Below are 25575 nucleotides of genomic sequence, written 5' to 3' on the forward strand. Positions count from 1 at the left end.
GGCTTAGCTCTCCTTCGGCGGCGCATTTTCGCTGATGTAATTAGCCAGCTTGCAGTACTGTTCTACGGAGATGTTCTCTGCACGCATTGCCGGGTCGATACCCAACTGGGCTAACACCTCAACGGTAAACAGATTGCCAAGGCTGTTACGAATCGTTTTACGGCGTTGGTTAAAGGCTTCTGTGGTGATACGGCTCAGTACGCGCAGCTCTTTAACCGGATACGGCTTCGTTTTATGCGGCACAAGGCGCACCACCGCAGAGTCGACTTTTGGCGGCGGCGTGAACGCAGATGGCGGCACTTCGAGTACCGGGATCACGTTGCAGAAATACTGTGCCATCACGCTCAAACGACCATACGCTTTACTGTTTGGCCCTGCAACCAGTCGGTTGACGACCTCTTTTTGCAACATGAAGTGCATGTCGGCAATGGCATCAGTATAGCTAAACAGGTGGAACATCAGCGGCGTGGAGATGTTATACGGCAGGTTGCCGAACACGCGCAGCGGTTGCCCCATTTTCTCCGCCAGCTCACCGAAGTTCATGGTCATGGCATCTTGCTGATAAATGGTCAGTTTCGGCCCGAGGAACGGGTGCGTCTGCAGACGTGCTGCCAGATCGCGGTCCAGTTCGATGACGGTCAGCTCATCGAGACGCTCGCCAACCGGCTCGGTCAGAGCGGCAAGGCCCGGCCCGATTTCGACCATCGCCTGGCCTTTTTGTGGATTGATAGCCGAAACAATACTTTCGATCACGAACTGATCGTTGAGGAAGTTTTGCCCGAAACGTTTACGGGCTAAATGGCCCTGGTGGACGCGATTATTCATTGAGTATTAACAATCATTTTGATGGCGAGATTAAGCGCCGTAATAAAACTGCCGACATCTGCTTTCCCCTGGCCCGCTAAATCAAGCGCTGTACCATGGTCAACAGAAGTGCGAATAAAGGGTAAACCGAGGGTGATGTTCACGCCGCGGCCAAATCCCTGGTATTTTAGCACGGGAAGGCCCTGATCGTGGTACATCGCCAGCACGGCGTCTGCATGATCGAGATATTTGGGTTGGAAAAGGGTATCCGCAGGCAGCGGCCCGCTGAGATTCATCCCCTGGGCCCGCATCTCGTCCAGCACCGGAATAATGGTGTCGATCTCTTCCGTACCCATATGGCCGCCTTCGCCCGCGTGCGGGTTGAGGCCGCATACCAGCACGTGCGGATCGGCAATGCCGAATTTGGTGCGTAAGTCATAGTGCAGGATGGCAATCACCTCACGCAGCAGGTCCGGCGTAATGGCGTCGGAAACCGCTTTGATCGGCAGATGGGTAGTCGCCAGCGCAACGCGCAGCTCCTCGGTTGCCAGCATCATCACTACTTTGGCGCTGTGGGAACGCTCTTCAAAAAACTCGGTATGGCCGGTGAAGGCCACGCCGGCATCGTTGATCACCCCTTTATGTACCGGCCCGGTGATCAGCGCGGCAAATTCGCCGCTCAGGCAGCCATCACAGGCGCGCGCCAGCGTCTCCACCACATAGTGGCCGTTTTCGGTGCTCAGTTGACCGGGAACAACGGGCGTACGCAGAGGGACAGGTAACAGCGTCAGGGTACCCGCTTGCTGGGGGAGGGGCGCGTTATCTGCCTGATAGGGCAGCAGCGTGAGCGGTAGATTAAGCAGCTTCGCCCGCGCCTCAAGCACGCTGGCATCGGCGCAGATCACCAGTTCGACCGGCCAGCTGCGCTGGGCAAGCTGGACAACCAGATCGGGGCCAATCCCGGCGGGTTCGCCGGGAGTGATGACAACACGATGTTGTTTCATTACTTGCTCAGAACTTTGACGTAAGCGCTGGCGCGTTGTTCCTGCATCCAGGTTGCCGCTTCTTCAGAGAACTTACGGTTGAACAGCATGCGGTACGCGCGATCTTTCTGGGCCGCATCGGTTTTATCCACGTTACGGGTGTCCAGCAGCTCAATCAGGTGCCAGCCGAAGGTAGAGTGAACCGGTTCGCTCAGCTGACCTTTGTTCATGCGCATCAGCGCATCGCGGAAGGCCGGATCGTAAATATCCGCTGCCGCCCAGCCCAGATCGCCGCCCTGATTTGCAGAACCTGGATCCTGAGAGAACTCTTTCGCGGCGTTGGCGAAGGAAGTTTTACCGCTGCGGATATCGGCGGCAATCTGCTGCAGTTTTGCCCGCGCCTGATCGTCATTCATCAGAGGGGAAGGCTTCAGCAGAATATGGCGGGCATGCACTTCGGTGACGGAGATGCTCTGGCTCTGGCCGCGCAGATCGTTCACTTTCAGAATGTGGAAGCCCACGCCGGAACGGATCGGACCCACGATATCGCCTTTCTTCGCCGTGCTCAGCGCCTGGGCAAAGATAGACGGCAGCTCCTGGATACGACCCCAGCCCATCTGGCCGCCTTTCAGCGCCTGCTGGTCAGCCGAATAGGTGATCGCCAGCTTGCCAAAATCGCCGCCATTACGTGCCTGATCGACGATGGAACGCGCCTGGCTTTCCGCCTCAGCAACCTGGTCGGAAGACGGGTTTTCTGAAAGAGGGATCAGGATGTGGCTCAGGTTCAGTTCGGTGCTGGCATCATTCTGGTTACCCACCTGTTTTGCCAGCGCGTCCACTTCCTGCGGCAGGATCGTCACGCGACGACGCACTTCGTTGTTACGCACTTCTGAAATCAGCATCTCTTTACGGATCTGATTACGGTAGGTCGAATAGCTGATGCCGTCATAGGCCAGGCGGCTGCGCATCTGGTCCGCTGACATATTGTTTTGCTTCGCAATATTAGCGATAGCCTGATCGAGCTGCTCATCAGAGATCTTCACACCCATCTTCTGACCCATCTGCAGAACGATCTGATCCATGATCAGACGTTCAAGGATCTGATGACGCAGTGTGGAATCATCCGGAAGTTGCTGACCTGCCTGACCCGCGTTGAGCTTCACAGACTGCATTAAACCATCAACGTCGCTCTCAAGTACCACACCGTTGTTCACAACGGCAGCGACTTTGTCGACAACCTGTGGGGCCGCGAAGCTGGTATTCGCAACCATAGCGATACCGAGCAGCAGCGTTTTCCAGTTCTTCATACTTTTTCCATATCAATTAACCGCAATGCGGATTACGTTGTAATTCAAGCACATCATAAGGAACTACGGTACGGCAGAATCGGTGAGCGCAGCATCTGCTGAGTACCCAGACCGTAGTTGGAACTCAGGCCACGCAATTCGATGTTAAAGCCGATGACGTTATCGTACTCGCTCTGATTTTTGTCGACATCCCAGCCGTTAAGCTTACGTTCGTATCCGACACGGATCGCGTAGCAGCAGGAGTTGTACTGCAGGCCCAGCATCTGATCGGCCGCCTTACTCTGATTGGTATCAAAGTAGTACGCCCCGACGATCGACCAGCGATCGGCGATCGGCCAGCTGGCGGTACCGCCTACCTGCGAAATGCCCTCTTTGTACTGATCGGCCGTCGAGAAGTTCGGCAGCGTCGCCTGGATATATTCCGGGCTGGCATAACGGTAGCTCAGCTGAACCATCCGGTCTTCATCACGGCGATACTCAATGGCTGCATTGCCGGTGGCAATGTTATCCAGACGCGTATCGTACTGAACGCCGCCACGCAGCCCCCAGCGATCGGTCATGCGCCAGTAAGTGTCACCCGCCCAGACCAGGGAGCCGGTTTTGTTGTTTTTCTCCCAGTTAATGTTGTCATCGCCGGTACGCGATTCTGTGAAGTAGTAGATTTGACCCACAGAAGCATTAAAACGTTCAACGGAAGAATCATCATAAACGCGGGTTGTGACGCCGGTCGTCACCTGGTTGGCCGAGGCAATACGGTCCAGGCCGCCGTAGGTACGGTCGCGGAACAGACCGCTGTAGTCCGACTGCAGCAGTGACGAGTCGTAGTTATTGATTTTGCTCTGATCGCGATACGGCACATACAGATACTGGGCGCGCGGCTCCAGCGTCTGGGTGTAACCCTCGCTCCAGTTCATATCGCGCTCGAAGACCAGCTTGCCGTCCATTTTAAACTGCGGCAGCGTACGGTTAACGGACTCTTCAAGTTGAGTGCCGTTGTTAGCGTTGTAGGTATCCAGATTTTTCTGCTGATAGTGGGTCGCCATCAGCTTCACTTCGGTATCCAGGCTGGCCCAGTCGTTCGACACCGGCAGGTTGATTGTCGGCTCAAGGTGAACACGGGTGGCTTCTGGCATATCGGAGTTGGTATTCACGAAATGCACGGCCTGGCCGTAGATGCGGGTATCAAACGGGCCGACATCGTTCTGGTACCAGTTGACGTCGAGCTGCGGTTCCGCCCCGTAGGTGCTGGCGTTCTGGCTGCTGAAGACCTGGAATTGACGGCTCGACACCGTGGCATCAAAGTTTTTAACCGCATAGCCGGCGCTGAAGATCTGCGTGGCGTAACCGTCGGTGCTGGAGCCGTATTTCGACGAGAAGTCGTTGAAATAGTTCGGATCGCTGACTTTGGTATAGTTCACGTTGAAGCGCCAGACCTGATCCATGACCCCGGCATGTTGCCAGTAGTACAACCAGCGGTGACGATCGCCTTCGGTAGGATGCTCATCCTGGTAGACCTTATCCGATGGCAGGTAGTCCAGCTCCATCAGGCCTGTGCCCGCTTGCGTTAAATAACGGAACTCGTTTTCCCACATGATATTGCCGCGCTTATGGATATAGTGCGGCGTGATCGTGGCGTCCATGTTGGGCGCGATGTTCCAGTAGTACGGCAGGTAGAACTCAAAATAGTTTGTGGAGCTGTACTTGGCGTTCGGGATCAGGAAGCCGGAGCGACGTTTGTCACCCACGGGCAGCTGCAGATACGGGCTGTAGAAAACCGGCACCGGTCCGAGCTTAAAGCGGGCGTTCCAGATCTCCGCAACCTGCTCTTCACGGTCGTGGATCACTTCGCTGCCGACCACGCTCCAGGTATCTGAGCCCGGCAGACAGGAGGTAAAGGTCCCGTTTTCCAGAATGGTGTAGCGGTTTTCACCGCGCTGTTTCATCAGGTCGGCTTTACCGCGACCCTGACGGCCCACCATCTGATAATCACCTTCCCAGACGTTGGTATCTTTGGTATTCAGGTTCGACCAGGCTTTCGGACCTTTCAGGATGACCTGATTATCGTCATAGTGCACATTACCCAGTGCATCTACAGTGCGTACCGGCTCGGCCGCGCCTTCTGGCTGTTTCTGGTGCAACTGAACTTCATCGGCCTGCAAACGGCTGTTGCCCTGGTTAATATCTACGTTGCCAGAAAACACGGCATCGTCAGGATAATTCCCTTTCGCATTGTCAGCAGTGATGGTGACCGGTAGCGTGTTCGTATCGCCCTGAACCAGCGGGCGATCATAGCTGGGAATACCCAGCATACATTGCGAGGCGAGATCGGCTGCCAGACCCTGTTGACTGTACAGGGCAGTAGCTATCATCGTGGCCAGGAGGGTGGGGATACGTTTTTTCATACGTTTTATTTATTGTTCCGTCATCAGTGGCTTATCGCTGGCAAACGGTCAGAGACTATCTTACTCATCATCACAGTGCCAGCGTTAATCCTGCCCGTAAACAAGCCGTGGTGATAGGCTCGTTATTGAATGACGAGTATGATAATGCAAATTATAGGCGATGTCCTTCAATTGACCGTGGCCAGGCCACCGGAATGATGGCGTTCGCGGGATCACATACATCACCATTTGGGGAGTATATGCAGTATTGGGGAAAAATTATCGGCGTGGCGTTCGCTTTACTGATGGGCGCGGGCTTCTGGGGTATCGTTCTGGGCCTGATTATCGGCCATATGTTTGATAAAGCTCGAAGTCGTAAGATGGCCTGGTTTGCCAACCAGCGTGAACGTCAGGCACTTTTTTTTGCCACGACCTTTGAGGTGATGGGGCATCTGACCAAATCGAAAGGGCGGGTGACCGAGGCCGACATCCATATCGCCAGCCAGTTTATGGATCGTATGAACCTGCACGGCGACTCCCGGGCGGCGGCGCAGCACGCATTTCGTATCGGCAAGGCGGATAACTATCCGTTGCGCGAAAAAATGCGCCAGTTTCGCAGTATCTGCTTCGGACGCTTCGACTTAATTCGGATGTTTCTGGAGATTCAGATCCAGGCGGCCTTTGCTGACGGCTCGCTTCATCCGAACGAACGAGCGGTGCTTTACGTCATTGCCGAAGAGCTGGGCATTTCCCGCACTCAGTTCGATCAGTTCCTGCGCATGATGCAGGGCGGCGCGCAGTTTGGCGACGGCTATCAACAGCAGCAGGGCAGCGGCGGCTGGCAGCAGGCGCAGCGCGGCCCGACACTGGAAGATGCCTGTAACGTGCTGGGCGTGAAGCCGACCGATGAGCCGACGACCATCAAGCGCGCCTATCGTAAGCTGATGAGCGAGCATCATCCGGATAAGCTGGTGGCGAAAGGGTTACCGCCGGAAATGATGGAGATGGCGAAGCAAAAAGCGCAGGAAATTCAGAAAGCGTACGAGCTCATTAAAGAGCAGAAGGGCTTCAAGTAAATGATGTTTGCCCGGCAGGCGTTGCGCCGCCGGGCAACAGGTCAAAAGTCCGCCGGGGCCCTGAAGGTCATCGGCGTACCGTATTCCGGATGGGTAATGGTCAACATCTCCGCATGCAGCTGCAGACGCGGTGCCATGGCCCGGGCTTCCGGCGTGGCGTAAAAACGATCCCCCAGAATCGGGTGTCCCAGTGCCAGCATATGCACACGCAGCTGGTGCGAACGACCGGTAATCGGTTTTAGCAGCACGCGGGCGCTGTTATCCGCCGCGTACTCCAGCACTTCATACTCGGTCTGTGCCGCTTTGCCGGTCTCATAGCAGACCTTTTGCAATGGGCGATTCGGCCAGTCGCAGATCAGCGGCAGGTCAACCAACCCTTCCGCCGGTTGTGGATGTCCCCAGACGCGCGCCAGGTACTGCTTCTTCGGCTCGCGCTCACGAAACTGACGCTTCAGCTCACGCTCCGCCGCCTTGGTCAGCGCCACCACAATCACACCGCTGGTCGCCATGTCCAGACGATGGACTGACTCCGCCTGCGGATGATCGCGTTGAACGCGCGTCATCACGCTGTCTTTGTGCTCATCCAGCCTGCCCGGCACGGACAACAAGCCGCTCGGCTTGTTGACCACCATGATGTGCTCATCCTGATACAGAATGACCAGCCACGGATCCTGCGGCGGATTGTAGGGTTCCATCAACATGTTACGCTCCGCTTACTGATGCGTCACAACGATGAGACGCAGTGCATCCAGACGCCATCCCGCCTGATTCAGGCTTTCGAGCACCTGCTGGCGATTGCTCTCAATCGCCGCCAGTTCATCGTCACGAATGTTCGGGTTCACCGCGCGCAGGGCTTCCAGACGCGACAGCTCCGCCGACAGTTTTTCGTCCGCTTCGCTGCGCGCCGCGTCAATCAATGCCCGCGCCGCTTTCTCGATCTGCGGTTCGCCCTGCTGCAGAATGGTATAGACGTCCTGCTGCACCGCGTTCACCAGCTTGCTGCCGGTGTGGCGGTTGACCGCGCTCAGCTGGCGGTTGAAGCTCTCAAACTCGACCTGCGCCGCCAGGTTGGTGCCGTTCTTATCCAGCAGCAGACGCACCGGGGTAGCAGGCAGGAAGCGGCTGAGCTGCAGCTGTTTCGGCGCCTGGGCTTCCACCACGTAGATCAGCTCCAGCAGCAGGGTACCCACCGGCAGCGCCTTGTTCTTCAGCAGCGAAATGGTGCTGCTGCCGGTATCGCCGGAGAGGATCAGATCCAGACCGTTGCGGATTAGCGGGTGCTCCCAGGTGATGAACTGCGCGTCTTCCCGGGACAGAGCCACATCACGCTCAAAGGTGATGGTGCAGCCATCTTCCGGCAGGCCCGGGAAGTCCGGAACCAGCATGTGATCGGACGGGGTCAGCACAATCATGTTCTCGCCGCGATCGTCCTGGTTGATCCCAACGATATCAAACAGGTTCATGGCGAAGCTGATCAGGCTGGTATCGTCATCCTGCTCTTCGATGCTCTCCGCCAGCGCCTGGGCTTTTTCGCCGCCGTTGGAGTGGATCTCCAGCAGACGGTCACGTCCCTGCTCCAGCTGCATTTTCAGCGCTTCATGCTGCTCGCGACAGGTTTTGATCAGATCGTCGAAACCGTCGGTGTTTTCCGGCGTCGCCAGATAGCCGGTCAGCTCGCTATGCACTTTGTCGTAAATGGTACGGCCGGTCGGGCAGGTATGTTCAAACGCATCCAGCCCTTCGTGGAACCAGCGCACCAGTACCGACTGGGCGGTTTTTTCCAGATACGGGACGTGAATCTGAATGTCGTGGGCCTGACCAATACGATCCAGACGGCCGATACGCTGCTCGAGCAGATCCGGGTTGAAAGGCAGATCGAACATCACCAGACGGCTGGCAAACTGGAAGTTACGCCCTTCGGAGCCGATTTCAGAACAGAGCAGCACCTGGGCACCGCTGTCCTCTTCGGAGAACCACGCCGCCGCGCGGTCGCGTTCGATAATCGACATACCTTCATGGAACACCGCCGCGCGGATACCTTCCCGCTCGCGCAGAACCTGTTCGAGCTGCAGCGCGGTCGTCGCTTTGGCGCAGATCACCAGCACCTTCTGCGAGCGGTTGGCGGTCAGATAACCCATCAGCCACTCCACGCGCGGGTCGAAGTTCCACCAGGTTCCGCTGTCGCCTTCAAACTCCTGGTAAATCTGTTCCGGGTAGAGCATGTCGCGGGCACGTTCTTCCGCCGTTTTGCGCGCACCCATGATGCCGGAGACCTTGATCGCCGTCTGGTACTGGGTTGGCAGCGGCAGACGAATGGTGTGCAGCTCGCGTTTCGGGAAGCCTTTCACGCCGTTACGGGTGTTACGGAACAGGACGCGGCTGGTACCGTGGCGATCCATCAGCATGGAGACCAGCTCCTGGCGCGCGGCTTCCGCCCCGTCACGATCGCTGTTGGCGGTCTGCAGTAACGGCTCGATATCCTGTTCGCCAATCAGCTCGCTCAGGGTGTTGAGCTCCTCGTTGGAGAGGTGCTTGCCCGCCAGCAGCAGGGCAACCGCATCGGCGACCGGGCGGTAATTTTTCTGCTCTTCGACGAACAGCTCAAAATCGTGGAAACGGTTGGGATCCAGCAGGCGCAGGCGCGCAAAGTGGCTCTCCAGACCCAGCTGCTCCGGGGTTGCGGTCAGCAGCAGCACGCCAGGCACGCGTTCGGCCAACTGCTCAATCGCCATGTACTCACGGCTCGGGGCCTCTTCGCTCCACACCAGGTGGTGAGCTTCGTCGACCACCATGATGTCCCACTCGGCATCACACAGGTGTTCGAGACGCTGCTTGCTGCGGCGGACAAAGTCCAGGGAGCAGATCACCAGCTGTTCGGTTTCGAACGGGTTATCGGCATCGTGCTGGGCTTCGGCGTAGCGCTCATCGTCAAACAGGGAGAAGCGCAGGTTGAAGCGGCGCAGCATCTCCACCAGCCACTGGTGCTGCAGGGTTTCCGGCACCACAATCAGCACGCGCTCGGCTGCGCCGGAAAGCAGCTGCTGATGCAAAATCATGCCTGCTTCGATGGTTTTACCTAAACCCACCTCATCGGCCAGCAGGACGCGCGGCGCATAGCGACGGCCGACATCATGGGCGATGTTTAACTGGTGGGGGATCAGGCTGGTACGCTGGCCGCGCAGGCCGCTCCACGGCATGCGGTACTGCTCACTCTGGAACTTGCGCGCGCGGTAGCGCAGGGAGAAGCGATCCATGCGGTCAATCTGACCAGCGAACAGGCGATCCTGCGGCTTGCTGAAGACCAGTTTGCTGTCGAGCAGCACTTCGCGCAGCATCACATTGGTCTCGTCGGTATCGAGGCGAGTTCCGATATAGGCAAGCAGTCCATTCTCTTCTTTTACGTCTTCAATCTTCAGCTGCCAGCCTTCATGGCTGGTAACGGTGTCGCCCGGGTTAAACATCACGCGGGTAACAGGGGAATCATTGCGAGCATACAGACGGTTTTCACCGGTGGCGGGGAAGAGGAGAGTGACCATACGCGCATCCAGCGCCACTACCGTTCCTAATCCGAGTTCGCTTTCTGTGTCGCTGATCCAGCGTTGACCAAGTGTAAAAGGCATATTTGTTCGGCTCTAATCTTTAATTGCAGGCAATAGTTCAACCACCGATCAGAAATGACGGTAATCGAATAATGGGTCCGGGAATGGAAAGGGCGCTATGGTACTGGATGGCAGCGATTTCGTCACCTGTCAAAATAGCCCCAACTGACCTGTCATCAGTGTAGCAAAGTCATCGTCCATAAAGGGCAATATTCCATCCGCGACGGGCTGTAGCTGGCGGGTAAGGTAGTGCTCATAGTCCAGGGGAGAGCGTTGATAATCCACCGGTTCCGGGCCGCTGGTGGTCCAGACGTACTTGATGGTGCCCCGGTTCTGGTACTGCGGTGCCCGCCCGAGGCGGACGTTCTCCTCATCGGCAAGCCGGGCGGCGCGCACATGCGGCGGCACGTTGCGCTGATACTCTGCCAGTGGACGGCGCAGCCGTTTGCGGTAGATCAGCTGGTCATCCAGCTCGCCCGCCATCAGGCTGGCGATGGTCTCACGGACAAACTCCTGATAGGGCTCGCGGCGGAAGATTTTCAGATAAAGCGCCTGCTGGAAGTGCTGCGCCAGCGGGGTCCAGTCGGTGCGCACGGTCTCCAGCCCCTTAAACACCATCCGCTGTTTTTCTCCCTCCTGGATAAGTCCGGCGTAGCGCTTTTTGCTGCCCTGATCGGTGCCGCGAATAGTGGGCATTAAAAAGCGGCAGAAGTGGGTCTCATACTCCAGCTCCAGGGCGCTGGTTAAGCCCGCCTGCTGCAGGTGAGTCTGCCACCAGTCGTTGACATAATTCACCAGCTCCAGGCCAATGGCAGCCGCCTCTGCTTCGCTTTTTGCGCCTTTGAGCCAGACGAAGGTCGAGTCGGTATCGCCATAAATCACGTCATAGCCCCGGGATTCCACCAGCTCTTTGGTCTGGCGCATGATCTCGTGGCCGCGCATGGTAATCGACGAGGCCAGCCGCGGGTCGAAGAACCGGCAGGCGCTGGTGCCGAGCACGCCGTAAAAGGCGTTCATGATGATCTTCAGCGCCTGGGTGAGGGGCTTATTGCCGTGGCGCTTGGCCTCTTCGCGCCCGTGCCAGATCTGGCTGACGATCTCCGGCAGGCAGTGTTTTTCCCGGGAGAAACGCGCCCCGAGGAAGCCTTCGGTGCTGTGCTGCTCGTCCGGCTGGGCCAGACCTTCCACCAGCCCGACCGGATCGATCAGAAAGGTACGGATGATCGACGGATAGAGGCTTTTGTAATCCAGCACCAGCACCGAATCGTACAGGCCGGGGCGGGAGTCCATGACATAGCCGCCGGGGCTGGCCTGGGGCGGCACGTCGCCGAGATTGGGCGCTACGTAGCCTGCCCGGTGCATGCGCGGAAAATAGAGATGGCTGAAGGCGGCCACCGAGCCGCCGTGCCGGTCGGCTGCCAGACCGTTGACCGTGGCGCGCTCCAGCAGGAACGGCATGATCTCGGTTTTGTGGAAGATGCGCGTCACCAGCTCGCAGTCTTTCAGGTTATAGGTGGCCAGGGCCGGTTTATCTTCGGCGAAGCGGCGGTCAATCTCGTCCATCCGGTCCCAGGGGTTGTCGATGGATTTGCCTTCCCCGAGCAGCTCCTGCGACACCGACTCCAGCGAAAACGACGAGAAGCTCCAGAATGCCGACTTGAGCGCCTCGATGCCGTCAACGATTAGCCGCCCGTTGGCCTGGGCGAAGAAGACCCCGTTTTTAAAGCCGTGCTCGCGCCACTCCAGCTCGCTGTTGCCGCGCCCGAGCAGCAGCGGGATGCGGTAACGTTCGGCATGTTTTTGCAGCACCCGCAGATCGAACTGCACCACGTTCCAGCCGATGAGCACGTCCGGGTCGTGCTCTGCAAACCAGGCGTTGAGTTTTTCGAGCAGCTGCGGGCGGCTGTTCACATAGATGAGATCGAAATCGAGCCCGGACGCATCGCCGTTTGCCGGGCCCAGCATGTAGACCACCCGCTGACCGCAGCCCTCGATGCCGATGCAGTACAGCTCGCCGTGACGGGTGGTTTCAATATCCACCGACGCCCATTTCAGCGGCGGGCGATAGTGCGGGTTGGGTTTGAGGCGGGCATTGACCAGCCGATCGCCCTGGGGCGTCCCATCCACCCAGACCGGGGCGGTGATAAAGCGCTCCATCAGAAAGCGTTCCGGCGGGCGAACGTCGGCTTCGTACAATGTTACGCCCGCTTCGCGCAGCAGTTTTTCATAGCGCATCAGCTGGCGATGGGCGCGGCAGTAGAGGCCATACACCGGACGGCGCTGGAAATCTTTCAGTTCGAGGGGGGTCAGCCGCCAGCCGTTTTCACCGCGCAGCAGCTGTTTCGTTTTTTCGACATCAGGCTCAGGAATAAAGGCCACGGACTCCTGCGGCGGCAGGGTGATGTGCAGCGGGCCGTTATCGGTCGCCAGCCAGAGTTCCACTTCGGTACCCTGCGGGGTATCCCGCCAGTGTCGGGTCAGTAAAAAGCCTTCTTGCGCCTGCGCCACGCTGTTTTCTCATAAAACAAAACCAGGCGTGAGTATAGCCTGGTTGCGGGTGTTTTGCTGGGGTTTTATACAGGGGTGTTTCTGCCGGATGACGCTGCGCTTATCCGGCCTACGGGTCTCGTAGGCCCGGTAAGCGTAGCGCCACCGGGCGGTTTTTACTGCCCGTAATAGGCCTTCGCGCCGTGCTTGCGCAGGTAATGCTTATCCAGCAGGGTCTGCTGCATATCCGGCAGCTGCGGCGCCAGCTGGCGGCAGAAGATGCCCATATAGGCCACCTCTTCCAGCACGATGGCGTTGTGCACCGCGTCTTCGGCATTTTTGCCCCACGCGAACGGGCCGTGAGAGTGAACCAGCACCCCCGGCATCTGCGCCGCGTCGATCCCCTGTTTCTCGAAGGTTTCGACAATCACGTTGCCGGTTTCCCACTCGTATTCCCCGTTAATCTCGGCATCGGTCATCTTGCGGGTGCAGGGGATGGTGCCATAGAAATAGTCGGCGTGCGTAGTGCCGGTCGCCGGGATGGGCTGTCCGGCCTGCGCCCAGATGGTCGCGTGACGGGAGTGGGTGTGGACGATACCACCGATCGACGGGAAGGCCTGATACAGCAGGCGGTGGGTTGGTGTATCGGAGGAGGGCTTTTTCGTGCCTTCCACCACCTCGCCAGTGGCGATGCTCACCACCACCATATCGTCGGCGGTCATCATCCGGTAGTCGACGCCGGAGGGTTTAATCACGAACACGCCAGCCTCGCGGTCGACCGCGCTGACGTTACCCCAGGTCAGAGTGACAAGATTATGTTCCGGCAGAGCCAGGTTAGCTTCAAGCACCTGACGTTTAAGATCTTCCAGCATGTATCCTCCAGGAAAAAAGGCCCGCCCTGCGGCAGGCCAAAGGTTCCCCTGTTAACGTTTTGAACCGTAATAGACTTCGTTCCAGCGCAGCGCGTCTTTAAAGGCTGGCATCCGGGTGTCGTTATCAATCACGGTCAGCTCGATGTCGTGCAGCTCCGCGAACTGACGCATGTCGTTGAGATCGAGCGCATGGCTGAAGACGGTATGGTGGGCACCGCCCGCCACGATCCAGGCTTCGGACGCGGTCGCCAGATCCGGCTGGGCTTTCCACAGGGCGTTGGCCACCGGCAGTTTTGGCAGGGCGTGAGGCGTTTCAACCGCGTCTACGCAGTTGACCAGCAGGCGGAAACGATCCCCCAGATCGATCAGGCTGGCGTTAATCGCCGGACCGGTGCGGGTGTTGAAGATCAGACGGGCCGGATCGGCTTTGCCGCCGATGCCGAGGTGCTGAACGTCGAGGATCGGTTTTTCATCCACGGCGATCGACGGACAGACTTCCAGCATGTGCGAGCCGAGCACCAGATCGTTGCCGTTCTCGAAGTGGTAGGTGTAATCCTCCATAAAGGAGGTGCCGCCCTGCAGACCGGTCGACATCACTTTCATGATGCGTAGCAGAGCGGCAGTTTTCCAGTCGCCTTCCCCGGCAAAGCCGTAGCCCTGCTGCATCAGACGTTGTACCGCCAGGCCCGGCAGCTGCTTCAGGCCGTGAAGATCTTCAAAGGTGGTAGTGAATGCATGGAAGCCGCCCTGTTCCAGGAAGCGCTTCATGCCCAGCTCGATGCGGGCCGCATCCAGCACGTTCTGGCGTTTGTCACCATTCACCTGTGCCGCCGCCGTCAGGCGGTAGCTGCTTTCATACTCATCCACCAGCGCGTTCACGTCGCCATCGCCGATCTCATTAACGACCTGCACCAGATCGCCCACCGCCCAGGTATTGACGGAGAAACCAAATTTAATCTGCGCGGCCACTTTGTCGCCGTCGGTCACTGCCACTTCACGCATGTTGTCGCCGAAGCGCACCACTTTCAGCTGGCGGGTATCCTGCTTCGATACCGCCTGGCGCATCCAGGATCCAATACGCTGGTGGGCCTGTTTGTCCTGCCAGTGGCCGGTCACCACCGCATGCTGCTGGCGCATACGCGCGCCGATGAAGCCGAACTCGCGGCCGCCGTGCGCGGTCTGGTTCAGGTTCATAAAGTCCATGTCGATGCTGTCCCACGGCAGCGCCGCATTGAACTGGGTATGGAACTGGAGCAGCGGTTTGTTGAGGATCGCGAGGCCGTTGATCCACATCTTGGCCGGGGAGAAGGTGTGCAGCCACACCACCAGCCCGGCGCATTTGTCATCGTAGTTAGCGTCGCGGCAGATATGGGTGATCTCATCCGGCGAAGTGCCCAGCGGCTTGAGCACCAGTTTACACGGCAGTTTTGCTTCCGCATTCAGGGCGTTGACCACATGTTCTGCGTGTTGAGTCACCTGGCGCAGGGCTTCCGGCCCGTAAAGATGCTGACTACCAATCACAAACCACACTTCATAATTATTAAAAATCGTCATTATCGTGTCCTTAATGTGTCAGGGTTGCCGTAGATTCCGGGATGCTTTTAACCGGGGCGGCGACAGGGAGATAGTGCTGCTCAGCGCTCTTCGCCCACTGCTGGTAGCGCTGATAAAGCTGTTCGAAACGTTGCGCCTGCTGGGCGCGCGGCTGGAGGGTACTTTCCACCTGGCTGGCCATATGCTGCTGCGCCGTTGGGATATCGGCATGTACGCCTGCCGCCACGGCGGCGAAGATCGCCGCGCCCAGGGCGCAGCACTGATCGGAGGCGACAATCTGCAGCGGACGGTTCAGCACGTCGCAGCAGGCCTGCATGATCACCGGGTTCTTACGGGCGATACCGCCCAGGGCCATCACCTCATTCACGGCGATCCCCTGCTCGGTGAAGCACTCCATAATGGCGCGCGCGCCGAAGGCGGTAGCGGCCACCAGGCCGCCAAACAGCGCCGGGGCGTCGGTGGCAAGATTCAGGTCGGTAATCACCCCTTTCAGGCGCTGGTTAGCATTCGGGGTACGGCGGCCGTTAAACCAGTCGAGCACCACCGGAAGATGGTCAAGAGAAGGATTTTTGGCCCAGGCCTCGGTCAGCTGCGGCAGGAGCTGTTTCTTGCTGGCGTCGATCTGGGTTTTCAGCTCCGGATGCGCGGCCGCCAGCTGATCCAGCGGCCAGCCCAGCACCCGGCCAAACCAGGCGTAGATATCACCGAAGGCGGACTGACCCGCTTCGAGACCGATAAAGTCAGGAACCACGCTGCCGTCAACCTGCCCGCAGATGCCTTTCACGGCGCGGTCGCCAACGCTGGCTTTATCCGCCGTGAGAATGTCGCAGGTGGAGGTGCCGATTACTTTTACCAGCGTATTCGGCTGGGCACCGGCCCCGACCGCGCCCATATGGCAGTCAAAGGCACCGCCGGAGATGGCGACGTGCTGCGGCAGGCCAAGGCGTTCCGCCCACTCGGCGCAGAGGGTGCCCACCGGGATATCGGCGGTCCAGGTATCGGTAAACAGCGGGTAGTCGAGGTGCTGGTTGATGATCGGGTCGAGGTCGTCAAAGAATGCGGCAGGTGGCAGGCCACCCCAGCTCTCATGCCAGAGGGATTTATGCCCGGCGCTGCAGCGGCCGCGGCGAATATCCTGCGGACGGGTGGTGCCGGAGAGCAGGGCAGGAACCCAGTCGCACAGCTCAATCCACGACACCGCCGCCTCGGCAACGCGCTTATCCTGGCGGGTAACGTGCAGGATCTTGGCCCAGAACCATTCGCTGGAGTAGATGCCGCCGATGTAGCGGGAGTAATCGTTTTTGCCCGGCTGATGGCACAAACGGGTGATGGCCTCGGCTTCTTCCACTGCGGTATGGTCTTTCCACAGCACAAACATGGCGTTCGGGTTGTCGGCAAACTCCGGACGCAGCGCCAGCACGTGGCCCTCGGCGTCAATCGGTGCCGGGGTGGAACCGGTGCTGTCCACGCCGATGCCGACGATCTGGCTGCGCTGCGCCTCGCTTAACTCAGCCAGTACGGTTTTGATCGCCGCTTCCATCGACTCGATATAGTCGCGGGGATGGTGGCGGAACTGATTGTTCGGCGCATCGCAGAAGCGCCCCTCTTGCCAGCGCGGGTACCACTCAACGCTGGTTGCTATCTCCTGACCCGTTGTGCACTCCACTGCCAGGGCGCGTACTGAGTCACTGCCAAAATCGAGGCCAATCGCAATTGCCATGGTGTTGCTCCATCAAAAAACAGATATGAATGAACATTAGAGAGTGAGGGGGGAAACCGTCAGGCAGGATCCGCTAATCTTATGGATGATTTTGCTGTGACATGGGAAAGTGTGACGCCGTGCAAATAATCGATGTGGACATTTCTGCCGTGGTTATAGACACTTTTGTTACTGCCGACCCGCTCGATGTTACGGTTAAATCGCAACGGAAGCGTTAAGATGGCGGATCTGAAAGCGGGCTGATACCTTTTCGCTCTTTGGCAGCGCCGTTTTTATGCCGCTTTTGTTGATATGGACAAATGGTTTCCTTCAGGACCGTCAGGAGTACAGACAATATGGCTGAAACGCAAAGTGATCCCCTGCTGCCGGGCTACTCATTTAACGCCCATCTGGTGGCGGGGCTGACGCCCATTGAGGCCGAAGGCTATCTCGATTTTTACGTTGACCGACCGCTGGGGATGAAGGGCTATATCCTCAACCTGACCGTGCGCGGGGAGGGGGTGATCAAGAATGGCGATCAGACCTTCGTCTGCCGTCCGGGGGATATCCTGCTCTTCCCACCGGGGGAAATTCACCACTACGGCCGCCATCCCGATGCCCGGGAGTGGTATCACCAGTGGGTCTACTTCCGCCCTCGCGCCTACTGGCATGAGTGGCTCGCCTGGCCGTCGATGTTTGCCCATACCGGCTTTTATCGCCCGGACGAGGTCCATCAGCCGCAGTTTCGTGAACTCTTTGCCCAGATCATCGAGGCCGGGCAGGCCGGTGGGCGCTATGCGGAGCTGCTGGCGATCAACCTGCTTGAGCAGCTTCTGCTGCGCCGGATGGAGGCGATCAACGAATCCCTTAACCCGCCGCTGGATCACCGGGTGCGCGAAGCCTGCCAGTACATCAGCGATCACCTGGCGGACAGCCAGTTTGATATCGCCAGCGTCGCCCAGCACGTCTGCCTGTCGCCGTCGCGGCTGTCGCACCTGTTCCGCCAGCAGTTGGGGGTGAGCGTCCTGAGCTGGCGCGAGGATCAACGCATCAGCCAGGCCAAGCTGCTGCTCAGCACCACCCGGATGCCGATCGCCACCGTCGGACGCAACGTCGGCTTCGAGGATCAGCTCTATTTCTCCCGGGTCTTCAAAAAATGCACCGGTGCCAGCCCGAGCGAATTTCGCGCAGGCTGTGAATAGAAGGTAAATAAAACTAAACATATTCGCTGAACGCCGCTAACACCCGGTAAACTATTCAGACAATTGTTGTCTTGACGCAGCAGGCCTCTCTTCGCAGAATCCCTGCTTCGTCACCTGACCGGAACTGTTATGCAGGCATTGCTGGAACACTTCATTACCCAGTCCGTTACTTACTCGCTTATCGCTGTGGCGTTAGTGGCTTTTCTTGAATCCCTGGCGCTGGTCGGGCTGATTTTACCCGGCACGGTGATGATGAGCGGGCTCGGTGCCCTGATCGGCAGCGGCGAGGTTAACTTCTGGCAGGCGTGGCTGGCGGGGATCGTCGGGTGTCTGCTGGGGGACTGGATCTCATTCTGGCTGGGCTGGCGCTTTAAAAAGCCGCTCCACCGCTGGTCGTTCATGAAGAAGAACAAAGCCCTGCTCGACAAAACCGAGCACGCCCTGCATCAGCACAGCATGTTTACCATTCTGGTAGGCCGCTTTGTCGGCCCGACGCGTCCGCTGGTGCCGATGGTGGCGGGGATGCTGGATCTGCCGGTGACCAAGTTCATTGTGCCGAACCTGCTGGGTTGCCTGTTATGGCCGCCGATCTACTTCCTGCCGGGGATCCTGGCCGGTGCGGCCATCGATATTCCTTCTGATGTCCAGAGCGGCGGCTTTAAGTGGCTGCTGCTGGCGACCGCGCTCCTGCTGTGGCTGGCGGCATGGCTCTGCTGGCGGCTGTGGCGCAGCGGGAAAGCCTCCGGAGATCGTCTGAGCCATTATCTGCCGCGCGAGCGCTTATTCTGGATTGCGCCCGTCATGCTGGGAATTGCCGTGGTGGCGCTGGTGGCGCTGATCCGCCATCCGCTGATGCCGGTCTACGGGGAGATCTTATTGAAGGTGGTCAGCCGCTGACCGCCGTCAGTGGATCCCCAGCAGGCGCGAGGCGCTGGCCTTTCCGCTCACCAGCTGTTCCGTATCGCCGTCCCAGGCGATACGGCCATCGGCTATCACTACCGACCGCCGGGCAATTTTGACCGCATCTTCCACGCTGTGGGACACCATCAGCATCGTCAGGTTCTGGCGTTCGCACACCTCTTTGACCAGCAGCAGCATCTCCTGACGTAACGCCGGGTCGAGCGCCGAAAAGGGCTCATCCAGCAGCAGGATCGGCTGCTCGCGTACCAGACAGCGGGCGAGGGCGACGCGCTGACGCTGCCCCCCAGAGAGCTCTCCCGGCAGCCGTTCCAGAAGCTCGCCAATCCCCATTTGCGTCGCGATATCACTCAGCTTTTGCTGTTGTCCGGCGTTCAGCCTGAGTCCCGGATGCATGCCGAGGCCGATGTTCTGGCGTACGGTCAGGTGGGTAAAGAGATTGTTTTCCTGGAACAGCATCGACACCGGGCGCTGGGACGGCGGCGTGTGGGTGTGGTCCTGACCCGCAATGGTGATACGGCCATTGGCGGGCTGCAGAAACCCGGCCACCAGGTTGAGAAGCGTGCTTTTCCCCGCCCCGCTGGGGCCGAGCACGGCGATCGATTCCCCCTGGCGTACGGAGAGGGTGAAGCGCATCGGCAGATGCTGATAAAGCCAGGTTACATCAGTGAGAGTTAACATCACGCCCCGGAAGTTTCTCAATAAGGGTAAATAAGGCAAAGCACAGCAGCAACAGCAGCAGCGCCGTGACGGCACCCTCCTGGCTGCGGTACGAGCCGATCTGCTGATACAGCCAGAACGGCAGGGTGCGGAAATCATCATTGCCAAACAGCGCCACCACCCCGAAATCCCCGATCGACAGCACGCAGGCAAAAGCCAGCGCCTGCGCCAGGGGGCGTTTCAGGGCGCGGAATTCCACTACCTTCAGCCGCTGCCAGCCGTGCATTCCCAGCGAATCGCAGAGCAAAGTGTAGCGGGCGCTGAGATCGCGCATCGGGTTTTCCAGCACTTTGAGCGCATACGGAATGGCCATCAGGGCGTTAGTGAAGATGACGATGCCATCGGCTGATTCAGGCAGGCCGACGGTGCTGTTAAACAGCAGGAAAAAGCCGCTCGCCAACACGATGCCGGGCATCGCCAGGATCAGCATTCCGCTCAAATCCAGCGCCTGCCCGGCCACTGTCGCCTGGCGGGCATACAGCTCCCGGCTGGTCCACAGCAGCATCATGGTCAGCAGCACGCAGAGCAGACCCGCCCCCAGCGCAATGCGCAGGGAGGTGCCGAGCGCCTGCCACAGCACCGGCTGTTGCAGCACCGACAGCAGATTAAGATTCAGGCCATCCACCACTACCGCCAGCAGCGGCGGGAGCAACAGCAGCAGGGCGAGGGCGATCAGCAGGCCGTCGGTCAGGCGGCTGCGCAGGCTGTCCTGCGGATCGCGCCAGGCGGCAAGCTGGCTGTTGCCCACGGGGATGGCTTTACCCAGCCGCTGGCTCAGCATCACCAGCCCCAGGCAGCAGAACATCTGCACCATCGCCAGCAGTGCCGCGCGGCCCGGATCGTAGTCATAGCTCAGGGCCTGATAGATGGCGAGTTCAATGGTGGTAGCCTGCGGCCCACCGCCCAGCGAGAGCACGATGGCAAAGCTGGCAAAGCAGAGCATAAAAATGAGCGCCGCGACGGGAGGAATTTGTCGGCGCAGCCAGGGCCACTCCACGAAGCGGAAGAAGGCTCCGCCGCGCATCCCGAGCTGGGCGGCGAGCTGGCGCTGCTCGCCGGGGATATTCTCCAGCGCCTGCAGCAACAGCCGCGTTGCCATTGGCATGTTGAAAAAGACGTGCGCCAGCAGAATGCCCTGCAGGCCATAGGGCGAGAAGGTCCACTCCAGCCCCAGCGCCTGACAGAGCGCGGCAAGCCAGCCCTGACGCCCGTAGACGCTGAGAATGCCAAATATCGCTACCAGCACCGGCAGGATCAGGGTCATGGCGCACAGGCGCAGCAGCGCCTGCCGTCCGGGGAAACGCCGCCGGTAGAGGGCGCGGGCCAGAAAAATTGCCGGCACCACGGAGAGCAGGGCGGAAAGAAACGCCTGCCAGAACGAGAAGCGGATGACGTGCCACAGATAGCTGTCGTGCAGCAGCGCCTTGACGTCGGTGGCGGGCGCGTTAAACCACAGCGCCAGAAATGCCCCCAGGGCGACCGCCACCATCAGGATGGCGGCTATCAGCCCCGGGAGTAACCAACCGGCGATCAGCGGCTGACGGCGCGTTGCCATTCACTGACCCAGGCGGCACGTTTCCCGGCGACTTCCTGCGGGGAGAATTCCAGCGCGGTTTGCGGTTTCACCAGAGTGTCGAACCCGGCAGGTAACGCCACGTTGGTGACCGGGTACATCCAGTTACCGGTCGGGATGGTGTTCTGGAACGACGGGGAGACCATAAATTTCAGGAACTTCTCCGCCAGTTCCGGCTGTTTGCTGGCGGCGGTGCGGGCGGCGACTTCCACCTGCAGGTAGTGACCTTCGGCAAAATCAGCGGCGGCGTAGTTCTCTTTTTTCTCCGAAATAATGTGATACGCCGGAGAGGTGGTATAGCTCAGCACCAGGTCGCTTTCCCCTTTCAGGAACAGCCCGTAGGCCTCGCTCCAGCCTTTGGTGACGGTGACGGTTTTGGCGGCCAGCTTCTGCCAGGCTTCCGGCGTCTTATCGCCATACACTTTTTGCATCCACAGCAGCAGACCCAGCCCCGGGGTGCTGGTGCGTGGATCTTCGTAGATCACGCGCCACTTCTGATCGCTCTCAACCAGCTCTTTCAGGCTCTTCGGCGGGTTTTTCAGCTTGTTTTTGTCATACACGAAGGCGAAGTAGCCGTAATCGAAGGGCACAAAGGTGTCGCTTTTCCAGCCGCCAGGCACGTTAACCGCATCGGTCGCCACGCCGCTTTTGGCAAACAGCCCGGTTTGCGTCGCCGCTTCCAGCAGGTTGTTATCCAGACCCAGCACCACGTCGGCTTTGCTGTTCTTGCCTTCCATACGCAGGCGATTGAGCAGGGAGACGCCATCTTCCAGCGCCACGAATTTCAGCTCGCAGTTACAGTCGGCTTCGAAGGCTTTTTTGACCGCCGGGCCAGGGCCCCAGTCGGCAGCGAAGGAGTCATAGGTGTAGACCGTCAGGACAGGACTGGCAAATGCAGGCAGCGCAACCAGCGCCAGCAGGGGAAGAACAGTTTTGAACACTTTGCACCTCTGTATGTGAGAGTGGCAAAGGATTTTGAGCGACAGCCTCAAATCCCTTCGCCGGCGTTATCCGGATCAGGTTCGACGGGTATTTTCTCAGCACACGCTCGCGCGCAGCACCCCGTTGAGAACGGCGGTATTGTAATGATTTGGTGAATATTACGAAAGTATTATGGTTCCGGCGGCGCAAACCACGCGGATTTAAAGTCAAACCAGCCCAGAGTATTCATGCGTAAGCCGCGCATACTGCGCTGTCCCTGGATCATCAGCCAGTGGTGGATCAGCGGAACGATCGCCTGCTGCGACAATAGCTGCTGACACCAGACGGCAAGATTCATCTCCCCCGCGCGCCACTCGGCGGCGTCCTGCTGCCAGTCGCGAGGAATGCAGTGCTGCAGGAGCGGGACTTCATACAGATGCGAGAACAGGGAAAAGTCGAGCGGTAGAGTGAAGTTGACGCTGTTGAGCCAGATGTCGCTTACCGTCTCGCCGCGATGCCACTCCTCATAGCTGACCTCCTGAATGTTTAACGTCACATTCTCGGCGGCCAGCAGTTCGCTCATCATTCTGGCGATCACCCGATGTTCGATATGCTCGCGGTAGAAGGTCAGAGTAAGGCTCTCCAGCCCGGCCGGTTTGTCGCCGCGTCCTGGTCTTGCGTGGTGCCAGCGCGGCAGCAGGCCATAGGCCGGGAACCAGTAGGACTGATACACCTCCTCGGCCTGATAGATCAGGTTGGCCGGGGAGAGGATCCGGCTTACCCACTGACGCACCTCGGCGCTGGCTCCACGGTGGGAACGGTTGTCGAACAGCAGATAGTAACAGCCCTCTTCAAGGCGGCTCTCCACCGCCTTTTCCCCCTCGGTGGGGCCCTCCAGCGTCAGGCCGACGCTCAGCTCTTCGTTGATATCCGGCAGAACCCAGACGTTGACCTCGTCAATCAGCGCCCGGTAGCCAAAGTAGTCATCGAAGGCGCGGATCTTGAGCTGGTTACTGTTGTTGCGGGAAACCGCGTACGGCCCGGTGCCTACCGGCAGGCTGGCAAAGTTGTGCATGGTTTCCCACTCGCGCGGCAGGATCATCGAAGGGACATACCCCAGCAGCCACGGCAGCCAGCGGTCGGGCTGTGAAAGCTCGATATCCAGCGTCCAGGCGGTGGGGGACTGGATCCGGGTGATGTGCGAATAGAGAGGCAGTTCGCGGGCGCGCTGCAGCGAGGCAATGACGTCGGTCATCTCCAGCTCGCGTCCGTGATGGAAATGGATGCCGGGGCGCACGAAAAAGCGCCAGTGCAGCGGGGAAAGTTGCTGCCAGTGGTGGGCAATGTCCGCTTCCAGTTCCCCATTTTCCTCATTTATGCGCGTCAGACCGCTGAAGATTTGCCGCGCCATGTGGGTTTCAGAGCGTCGTAACGCGCTGCCCGGCAACAGGTTTTTCATCGGACGATAATAGAGCACCCGCAGGATATGCCTGCCCTGGCGGAAGCTGCGGCCCAGGTGGGAGACCAGCATCTGGCGCACCGCGGCCTTGTCGCCCACCAGCTGCACCAGCTGCTCAATGCGATCCTGCTCGAGCAGATCTTCCGCTCGCTGCTGCTGCAGTGCGAGGCCGGTGTAGAGAAAGGTCAGACGGGATCGCTTGCCGCGTCCGGCCTCGGCTTCCCAGCTCAGCCAGCCCTGCTGCTGCATGGTGTTGAGCAGGGTGCGCATATGGCGGCGCGAGCAGCTGAGCAGCTCGGCCAGCTCGCTGAGCGTGGTGTCCCGGGTCTGGCCGTCACAGCACTGCCACAGGCGGATGAATTGTTGTTGCAGACGACCAGAGGGCATAAAAGAGGAACTCCTGACAAAAAATCAGCAATTTATTAATCCCTATATTAAGCCAATAATTCACTTCGATGAAGCGAGGAGGTGAATATGAAGAGGTCTACCGCAAATCAGTTTTACCAACAGTACTTCTCAGCGACAAAGGGAGTGTCCTGGCTGGCCCGCCGGTGTGCAGAGCAGCGGCTGAAAATACTGGAAGATCTGATGCAGTGGGAGGTGACAACGTCGACCTCGGAACGCTGAATTGCTTCGATCATGTGTGACTGAGTATTGGTGCGAATCACCACGCCAGCAGGTATTATCTGCTGGCTTTTTTCGTTTTCACTTGCGCTAAAGGGAACAGGTAATGCTCTGGTTAATGACGATGGGACGCCGTCTCAACGGTGTTTATGCTGCCTTTTTAATGGTGGCTTTTATGATGGGCGTCGCCGGTGCGCTGCAGGCCCCGACCCTGAGCCTGTTCCTGAGCCGTGAGGTGGGGGCCCAGCCCTTCTGGGTGGGGATTTTTTATACCGTCAACGCCGTCGCCGGGATCCTGGTCAGCCTGTGGCTGGCGAAGCGATCGGACAGCCAGGGCGACCGCCGCAAGCTGATCCTCTTTTGCTGTGCGATGGCGATCGGCAACGCGCTGCTGTTCGCCTTTAATCGTCACTATCTGACCTTACTCACCTGCGGCGTGCTGCTGGCTTCGCTGGCCAATACCGCCATGCCGCAGCTGTTTGCCCTGGCGCGGGAATATGCCGACAGCTCCGCGCGGGAAGTGGTGATGTTCAGCTCGGTGATGCGGGCCCAGCTTTCGCTGGCGTGGGTCATCGGCCCGCCGCTGGCCTTTATGCTGGCGCTTAACTATGGCTTTACCGCCATGTTCTCCATTGCCGCCGCTATTTTTGCCCTTAGCCTCGGCCTGATTGCCTTCGCGCTGCCCTCCGTTGCCCGGGTGGACGCCGCAGGCGCGATACCGGTGACCCAGATCAGCGGCTGGAAAAACAAAAATGTCCGCAGGCTGTTTATCGCCTCTACCCTGATGTGGACCTGCAACACCATGTACATCATCGACATGCCGCTGTGGATCAGCAGCGATCTGGGCTTGCCGGACAAGCTGGCCGGGATCTTAATGGGCACCGCCGCCGGGCTGGAAATCCCGGCGATGATCCTCGCCGGATATTACGTCAAACACTTTGGTAAACGGCGGATGATGGTAATTGCGGTAGCGGCGGGCGTGCTGTTTTATCTGGGGCTGATCCTCTTTCACAGCCGCGAAGCGTTACTTGCCCTGCAGCTGTTTAACGCGGTCTTTATTGGCATTGTCGCCGGAATTGGCATGCTCTGGTTCCAGGATCTGATGCCGGGGCGTGCAGGTTCAGCTACCACCCTGTTTACCAACAGTATTTCAACCGGGGTGATTCTGGCCGGGATTATCCAGGGCGCGCTGGCGCAAAGCTACGGTCATTACGTGGTGTACTGGGTTATCGCGGCGATTTCGCTGGTGGCGCTGGTTCTGACCTGGCGGGTAAAAGAGAGTGAAATTCTGGAAGGCGGCTTCACGAAATGAGAGCCCATTCTGACAGCAGGACGGATTACGCATAGAGTTCACGCGGGTGCTTGAGGCTGTCTGCCTGAAGCATTGCTGGAAGGG

General features: G+C 59.0%; 19 protein-coding genes and 1 riboswitch. Of the genes, 5 read left to right on the forward strand and 14 right to left on the reverse strand.

Annotation, left to right across the window (positions count from 1 at the left end; genetic code table 11):
* Window positions 1-3: 3 nt before the first annotated feature.
* From rsmA to lptD, 4 genes are read right to left on the reverse strand one after another with little or no spacing between them, the layout of a single operon-like run.
* On the reverse strand, window positions 4-825 hold the full coding sequence (rsmA, locus tag WFO70_RS13800) for a 16S rRNA (adenine(1518)-N(6)/adenine(1519)-N(6))-dimethyltransferase RsmA (protein ID WP_337016873.1): 822 nt from the start codon (window positions 823-825) through the stop codon (window positions 4-6).
* The gene (gene pdxA, locus WFO70_RS13805; protein WP_337016874.1) at window positions 822-1808 is read right to left on the reverse strand and encodes a 4-hydroxythreonine-4-phosphate dehydrogenase PdxA; all 987 of its coding nucleotides are present in this window, start codon (window positions 1806-1808) and stop codon (window positions 822-824) included. The genes rsmA and pdxA overlap by 4 nt, the downstream gene beginning before the upstream one ends.
* Window positions 1808-3094 carry a peptidylprolyl isomerase SurA gene (surA, locus tag WFO70_RS13810; RefSeq protein ID WP_337016875.1) on the reverse strand — a complete coding sequence of 429 codons (1287 nt, stop codon included), beginning with the start codon at window positions 3092-3094 and terminating at the stop codon, window positions 1808-1810. Before surA ends, pdxA begins: the two co-directional genes overlap by 1 nt.
* A gap of 53 nt (window positions 3095-3147) precedes the next feature.
* On the reverse strand, window positions 3148-5496 hold the full coding sequence (lptD, locus tag WFO70_RS13815) for an LPS assembly protein LptD (protein WP_337016876.1): 2349 nt from the start codon (window positions 5494-5496) through the stop codon (window positions 3148-3150).
* 239 nt (window positions 5497-5735) lie between these two features.
* Between lptD and djlA the strand changes: the two genes are divergently transcribed.
* The gene (gene djlA, locus WFO70_RS13820) at window positions 5736-6551 is read left to right on the forward strand and encodes a co-chaperone DjlA (protein ID WP_337016877.1); all 816 of its coding nucleotides are present in this window, start codon (window positions 5736-5738) and stop codon (window positions 6549-6551) included.
* 41 nt (window positions 6552-6592) lie between these two features.
* Here the strand turns inward: djlA and rluA are convergent, their stop codons facing one another.
* The 6 genes from rluA to araB form a co-directional block, all read right to left on the reverse strand.
* Window positions 6593-7252, reverse strand: a complete 660-nt coding sequence (rluA, locus tag WFO70_RS13825; protein WP_337016878.1) for a bifunctional tRNA pseudouridine(32) synthase/23S rRNA pseudouridine(746) synthase RluA — start codon at window positions 7250-7252, stop codon at window positions 6593-6595.
* Between the two features lie 12 nt (window positions 7253-7264).
* Window positions 7265-10171, reverse strand: a complete 2907-nt coding sequence (gene rapA, locus WFO70_RS13830) for an RNA polymerase-associated protein RapA (RefSeq protein WP_337016879.1) — start codon at window positions 10169-10171, stop codon at window positions 7265-7267.
* A gap of 129 nt (window positions 10172-10300) precedes the next feature.
* On the reverse strand, window positions 10301-12658 hold the full coding sequence (gene polB / locus WFO70_RS13835) for a DNA polymerase II (protein ID WP_337016880.1): 2358 nt from the start codon (window positions 12656-12658) through the stop codon (window positions 10301-10303).
* Between the two features lie 155 nt (window positions 12659-12813).
* Window positions 12814-13509, reverse strand: a complete 696-nt coding sequence (araD, locus tag WFO70_RS13840; RefSeq protein ID WP_337016881.1) for an L-ribulose-5-phosphate 4-epimerase — start codon at window positions 13507-13509, stop codon at window positions 12814-12816.
* Window positions 13510-13560: 51 nt separating this feature from the next.
* Window positions 13561-15063, reverse strand: coding sequence for an L-arabinose isomerase (gene araA / locus WFO70_RS13845; RefSeq protein WP_337016882.1), 1503 nt, complete (start codon window positions 15061-15063; stop codon window positions 13561-13563).
* A 10-nt stretch (window positions 15064-15073) separates the two neighbouring features.
* The gene (araB, locus tag WFO70_RS13850; RefSeq protein WP_337016883.1) at window positions 15074-16783 is read right to left on the reverse strand and encodes a ribulokinase; all 1710 of its coding nucleotides are present in this window, start codon (window positions 16781-16783) and stop codon (window positions 15074-15076) included.
* Window positions 16784-17118: 335 nt separating this feature from the next.
* Here araB and araC point away from each other — a divergent pair, with 335 nt between their 5' ends.
* Window positions 17119-17964 (forward strand): arabinose operon transcriptional regulator AraC, encoded by an 846-nt coding sequence (araC, locus tag WFO70_RS13855; protein ID WP_337016884.1) that lies wholly within the window; start codon window positions 17119-17121, stop codon window positions 17962-17964.
* A 129-nt stretch (window positions 17965-18093) separates the two neighbouring features.
* Window positions 18094-18861, forward strand: a complete 768-nt coding sequence (locus WFO70_RS13860) for a DedA family protein (RefSeq protein ID WP_337016885.1) — start codon at window positions 18094-18096, stop codon at window positions 18859-18861.
* A 6-nt stretch (window positions 18862-18867) separates the two neighbouring features.
* Here WFO70_RS13860 and thiQ read toward each other — a convergent pair whose 3' ends face one another.
* The 4 genes from thiQ to sgrR form a co-directional block, all read right to left on the reverse strand.
* Window positions 18868-19563 carry a thiamine ABC transporter ATP-binding protein ThiQ gene (gene thiQ, locus WFO70_RS13865; RefSeq protein ID WP_337016886.1) on the reverse strand — a complete coding sequence of 232 codons (696 nt, stop codon included), beginning with the start codon at window positions 19561-19563 and terminating at the stop codon, window positions 18868-18870.
* On the reverse strand, window positions 19547-21157 hold the full coding sequence (gene thiP / locus WFO70_RS13870; RefSeq protein ID WP_337016887.1) for a thiamine/thiamine pyrophosphate ABC transporter permease ThiP: 1611 nt from the start codon (window positions 21155-21157) through the stop codon (window positions 19547-19549). The genes thiQ and thiP overlap by 17 nt, the downstream gene beginning before the upstream one ends.
* Window positions 21133-22116 carry a thiamine ABC transporter substrate binding subunit gene (thiB, locus tag WFO70_RS13875; RefSeq protein WP_337016888.1) on the reverse strand — a complete coding sequence of 328 codons (984 nt, stop codon included), beginning with the start codon at window positions 22114-22116 and terminating at the stop codon, window positions 21133-21135. The genes thiP and thiB overlap by 25 nt, the downstream gene beginning before the upstream one ends.
* Before the next feature lie 34 nt (window positions 22117-22150).
* Window positions 22151-22250, reverse strand: a riboswitch (TPP riboswitch).
* A gap of 36 nt (window positions 22251-22286) precedes the next feature.
* Entirely contained in the window at window positions 22287-23942 is a 1656-nt protein-coding gene (gene sgrR, locus WFO70_RS13880) for an HTH-type transcriptional regulator SgrR (protein WP_337016889.1), read from the reverse strand.
* Window positions 23943-24029: 87 nt separating this feature from the next.
* Between sgrR and sgrT the strand changes: the two genes are divergently transcribed.
* A complete protein-coding gene (sgrT, locus tag WFO70_RS13885) occupies window positions 24030-24182 on the forward strand; it encodes a glucose uptake inhibitor SgrT (RefSeq protein WP_142488216.1) in 153 nt (50 codons plus the stop codon).
* Window positions 24183-24285: 103 nt separating this feature from the next.
* Window positions 24286-25491 carry a sugar efflux transporter gene (locus tag WFO70_RS13890; RefSeq protein ID WP_337016890.1) on the forward strand — a complete coding sequence of 402 codons (1206 nt, stop codon included), beginning with the start codon at window positions 24286-24288 and terminating at the stop codon, window positions 25489-25491.
* Window positions 25492-25575 lie beyond the last annotated feature (84 nt).

The sequence above is a fragment of the Leclercia sp. AS011 genome (assembly GCF_037152535.1).
Classification (GTDB): Bacteria; Pseudomonadota; Gammaproteobacteria; order Enterobacterales; family Enterobacteriaceae; genus Enterobacter.

Bases quoted from the DNA above. Each gene is read 5' to 3' on its own strand.
- rsmA (WP_337016873.1), bottom strand. From the start codon at position 825: ATGAATAATCGCGTCCACCAGGGCCATTTAGCCCGTAAACGTTTCGGG.
- pdxA (WP_337016874.1), bottom strand. From the start codon at position 1,808: ATGAAACAACATCGTGTTGTCATCACTCCCGGCGAACCCGCCGGGATT.
- surA (WP_337016875.1), bottom strand. From the start codon at position 3,094: ATGAAGAACTGGAAAACGCTGCTGCTCGGTATCGCTATGGTTGCGAAT.
- lptD (WP_337016876.1), bottom strand. From the start codon at position 5,496: ATGAAAAAACGTATCCCCACCCTCCTGGCCACGATGATAGCTACTGCC.
- djlA (WP_337016877.1), top strand. From the start codon at position 5,736: ATGCAGTATTGGGGAAAAATTATCGGCGTGGCGTTCGCTTTACTGATG.
- rluA (WP_337016878.1), bottom strand. From the start codon at position 7,252: ATGTTGATGGAACCCTACAATCCGCCGCAGGATCCGTGGCTGGTCATT.
- rapA (WP_337016879.1), bottom strand. From the start codon at position 10,171: ATGCCTTTTACACTTGGTCAACGCTGGATCAGCGACACAGAAAGCGAA.
- araD (WP_337016881.1), bottom strand. From the start codon at position 13,509: ATGCTGGAAGATCTTAAACGTCAGGTGCTTGAAGCTAACCTGGCTCTG.
- araA (WP_337016882.1), bottom strand. From the start codon at position 15,063: ATGACGATTTTTAATAATTATGAAGTGTGGTTTGTGATTGGTAGTCAG.
- araB (WP_337016883.1), bottom strand. From the start codon at position 16,783: ATGGCAATTGCGATTGGCCTCGATTTTGGCAGTGACTCAGTACGCGCC.
- araC (WP_337016884.1), top strand. From the start codon at position 17,119: ATGGCTGAAACGCAAAGTGATCCCCTGCTGCCGGGCTACTCATTTAAC.
- WFO70_RS13860 (WP_337016885.1), top strand. From the start codon at position 18,094: ATGCAGGCATTGCTGGAACACTTCATTACCCAGTCCGTTACTTACTCG.
- thiQ (WP_337016886.1), bottom strand. From the start codon at position 19,563: ATGTTAACTCTCACTGATGTAACCTGGCTTTATCAGCATCTGCCGATG.
- thiP (WP_337016887.1), bottom strand. From the start codon at position 21,157: ATGGCAACGCGCCGTCAGCCGCTGATCGCCGGTTGGTTACTCCCGGGG.
- sgrR (WP_337016889.1), bottom strand. From the start codon at position 23,942: ATGCCCTCTGGTCGTCTGCAACAACAATTCATCCGCCTGTGGCAGTGC.
- sgrT (WP_142488216.1), top strand. From the start codon at position 24,030: ATGAAGAGGTCTACCGCAAATCAGTTTTACCAACAGTACTTCTCAGCG.
- WFO70_RS13890 (WP_337016890.1), top strand. From the start codon at position 24,286: ATGCTCTGGTTAATGACGATGGGACGCCGTCTCAACGGTGTTTATGCT.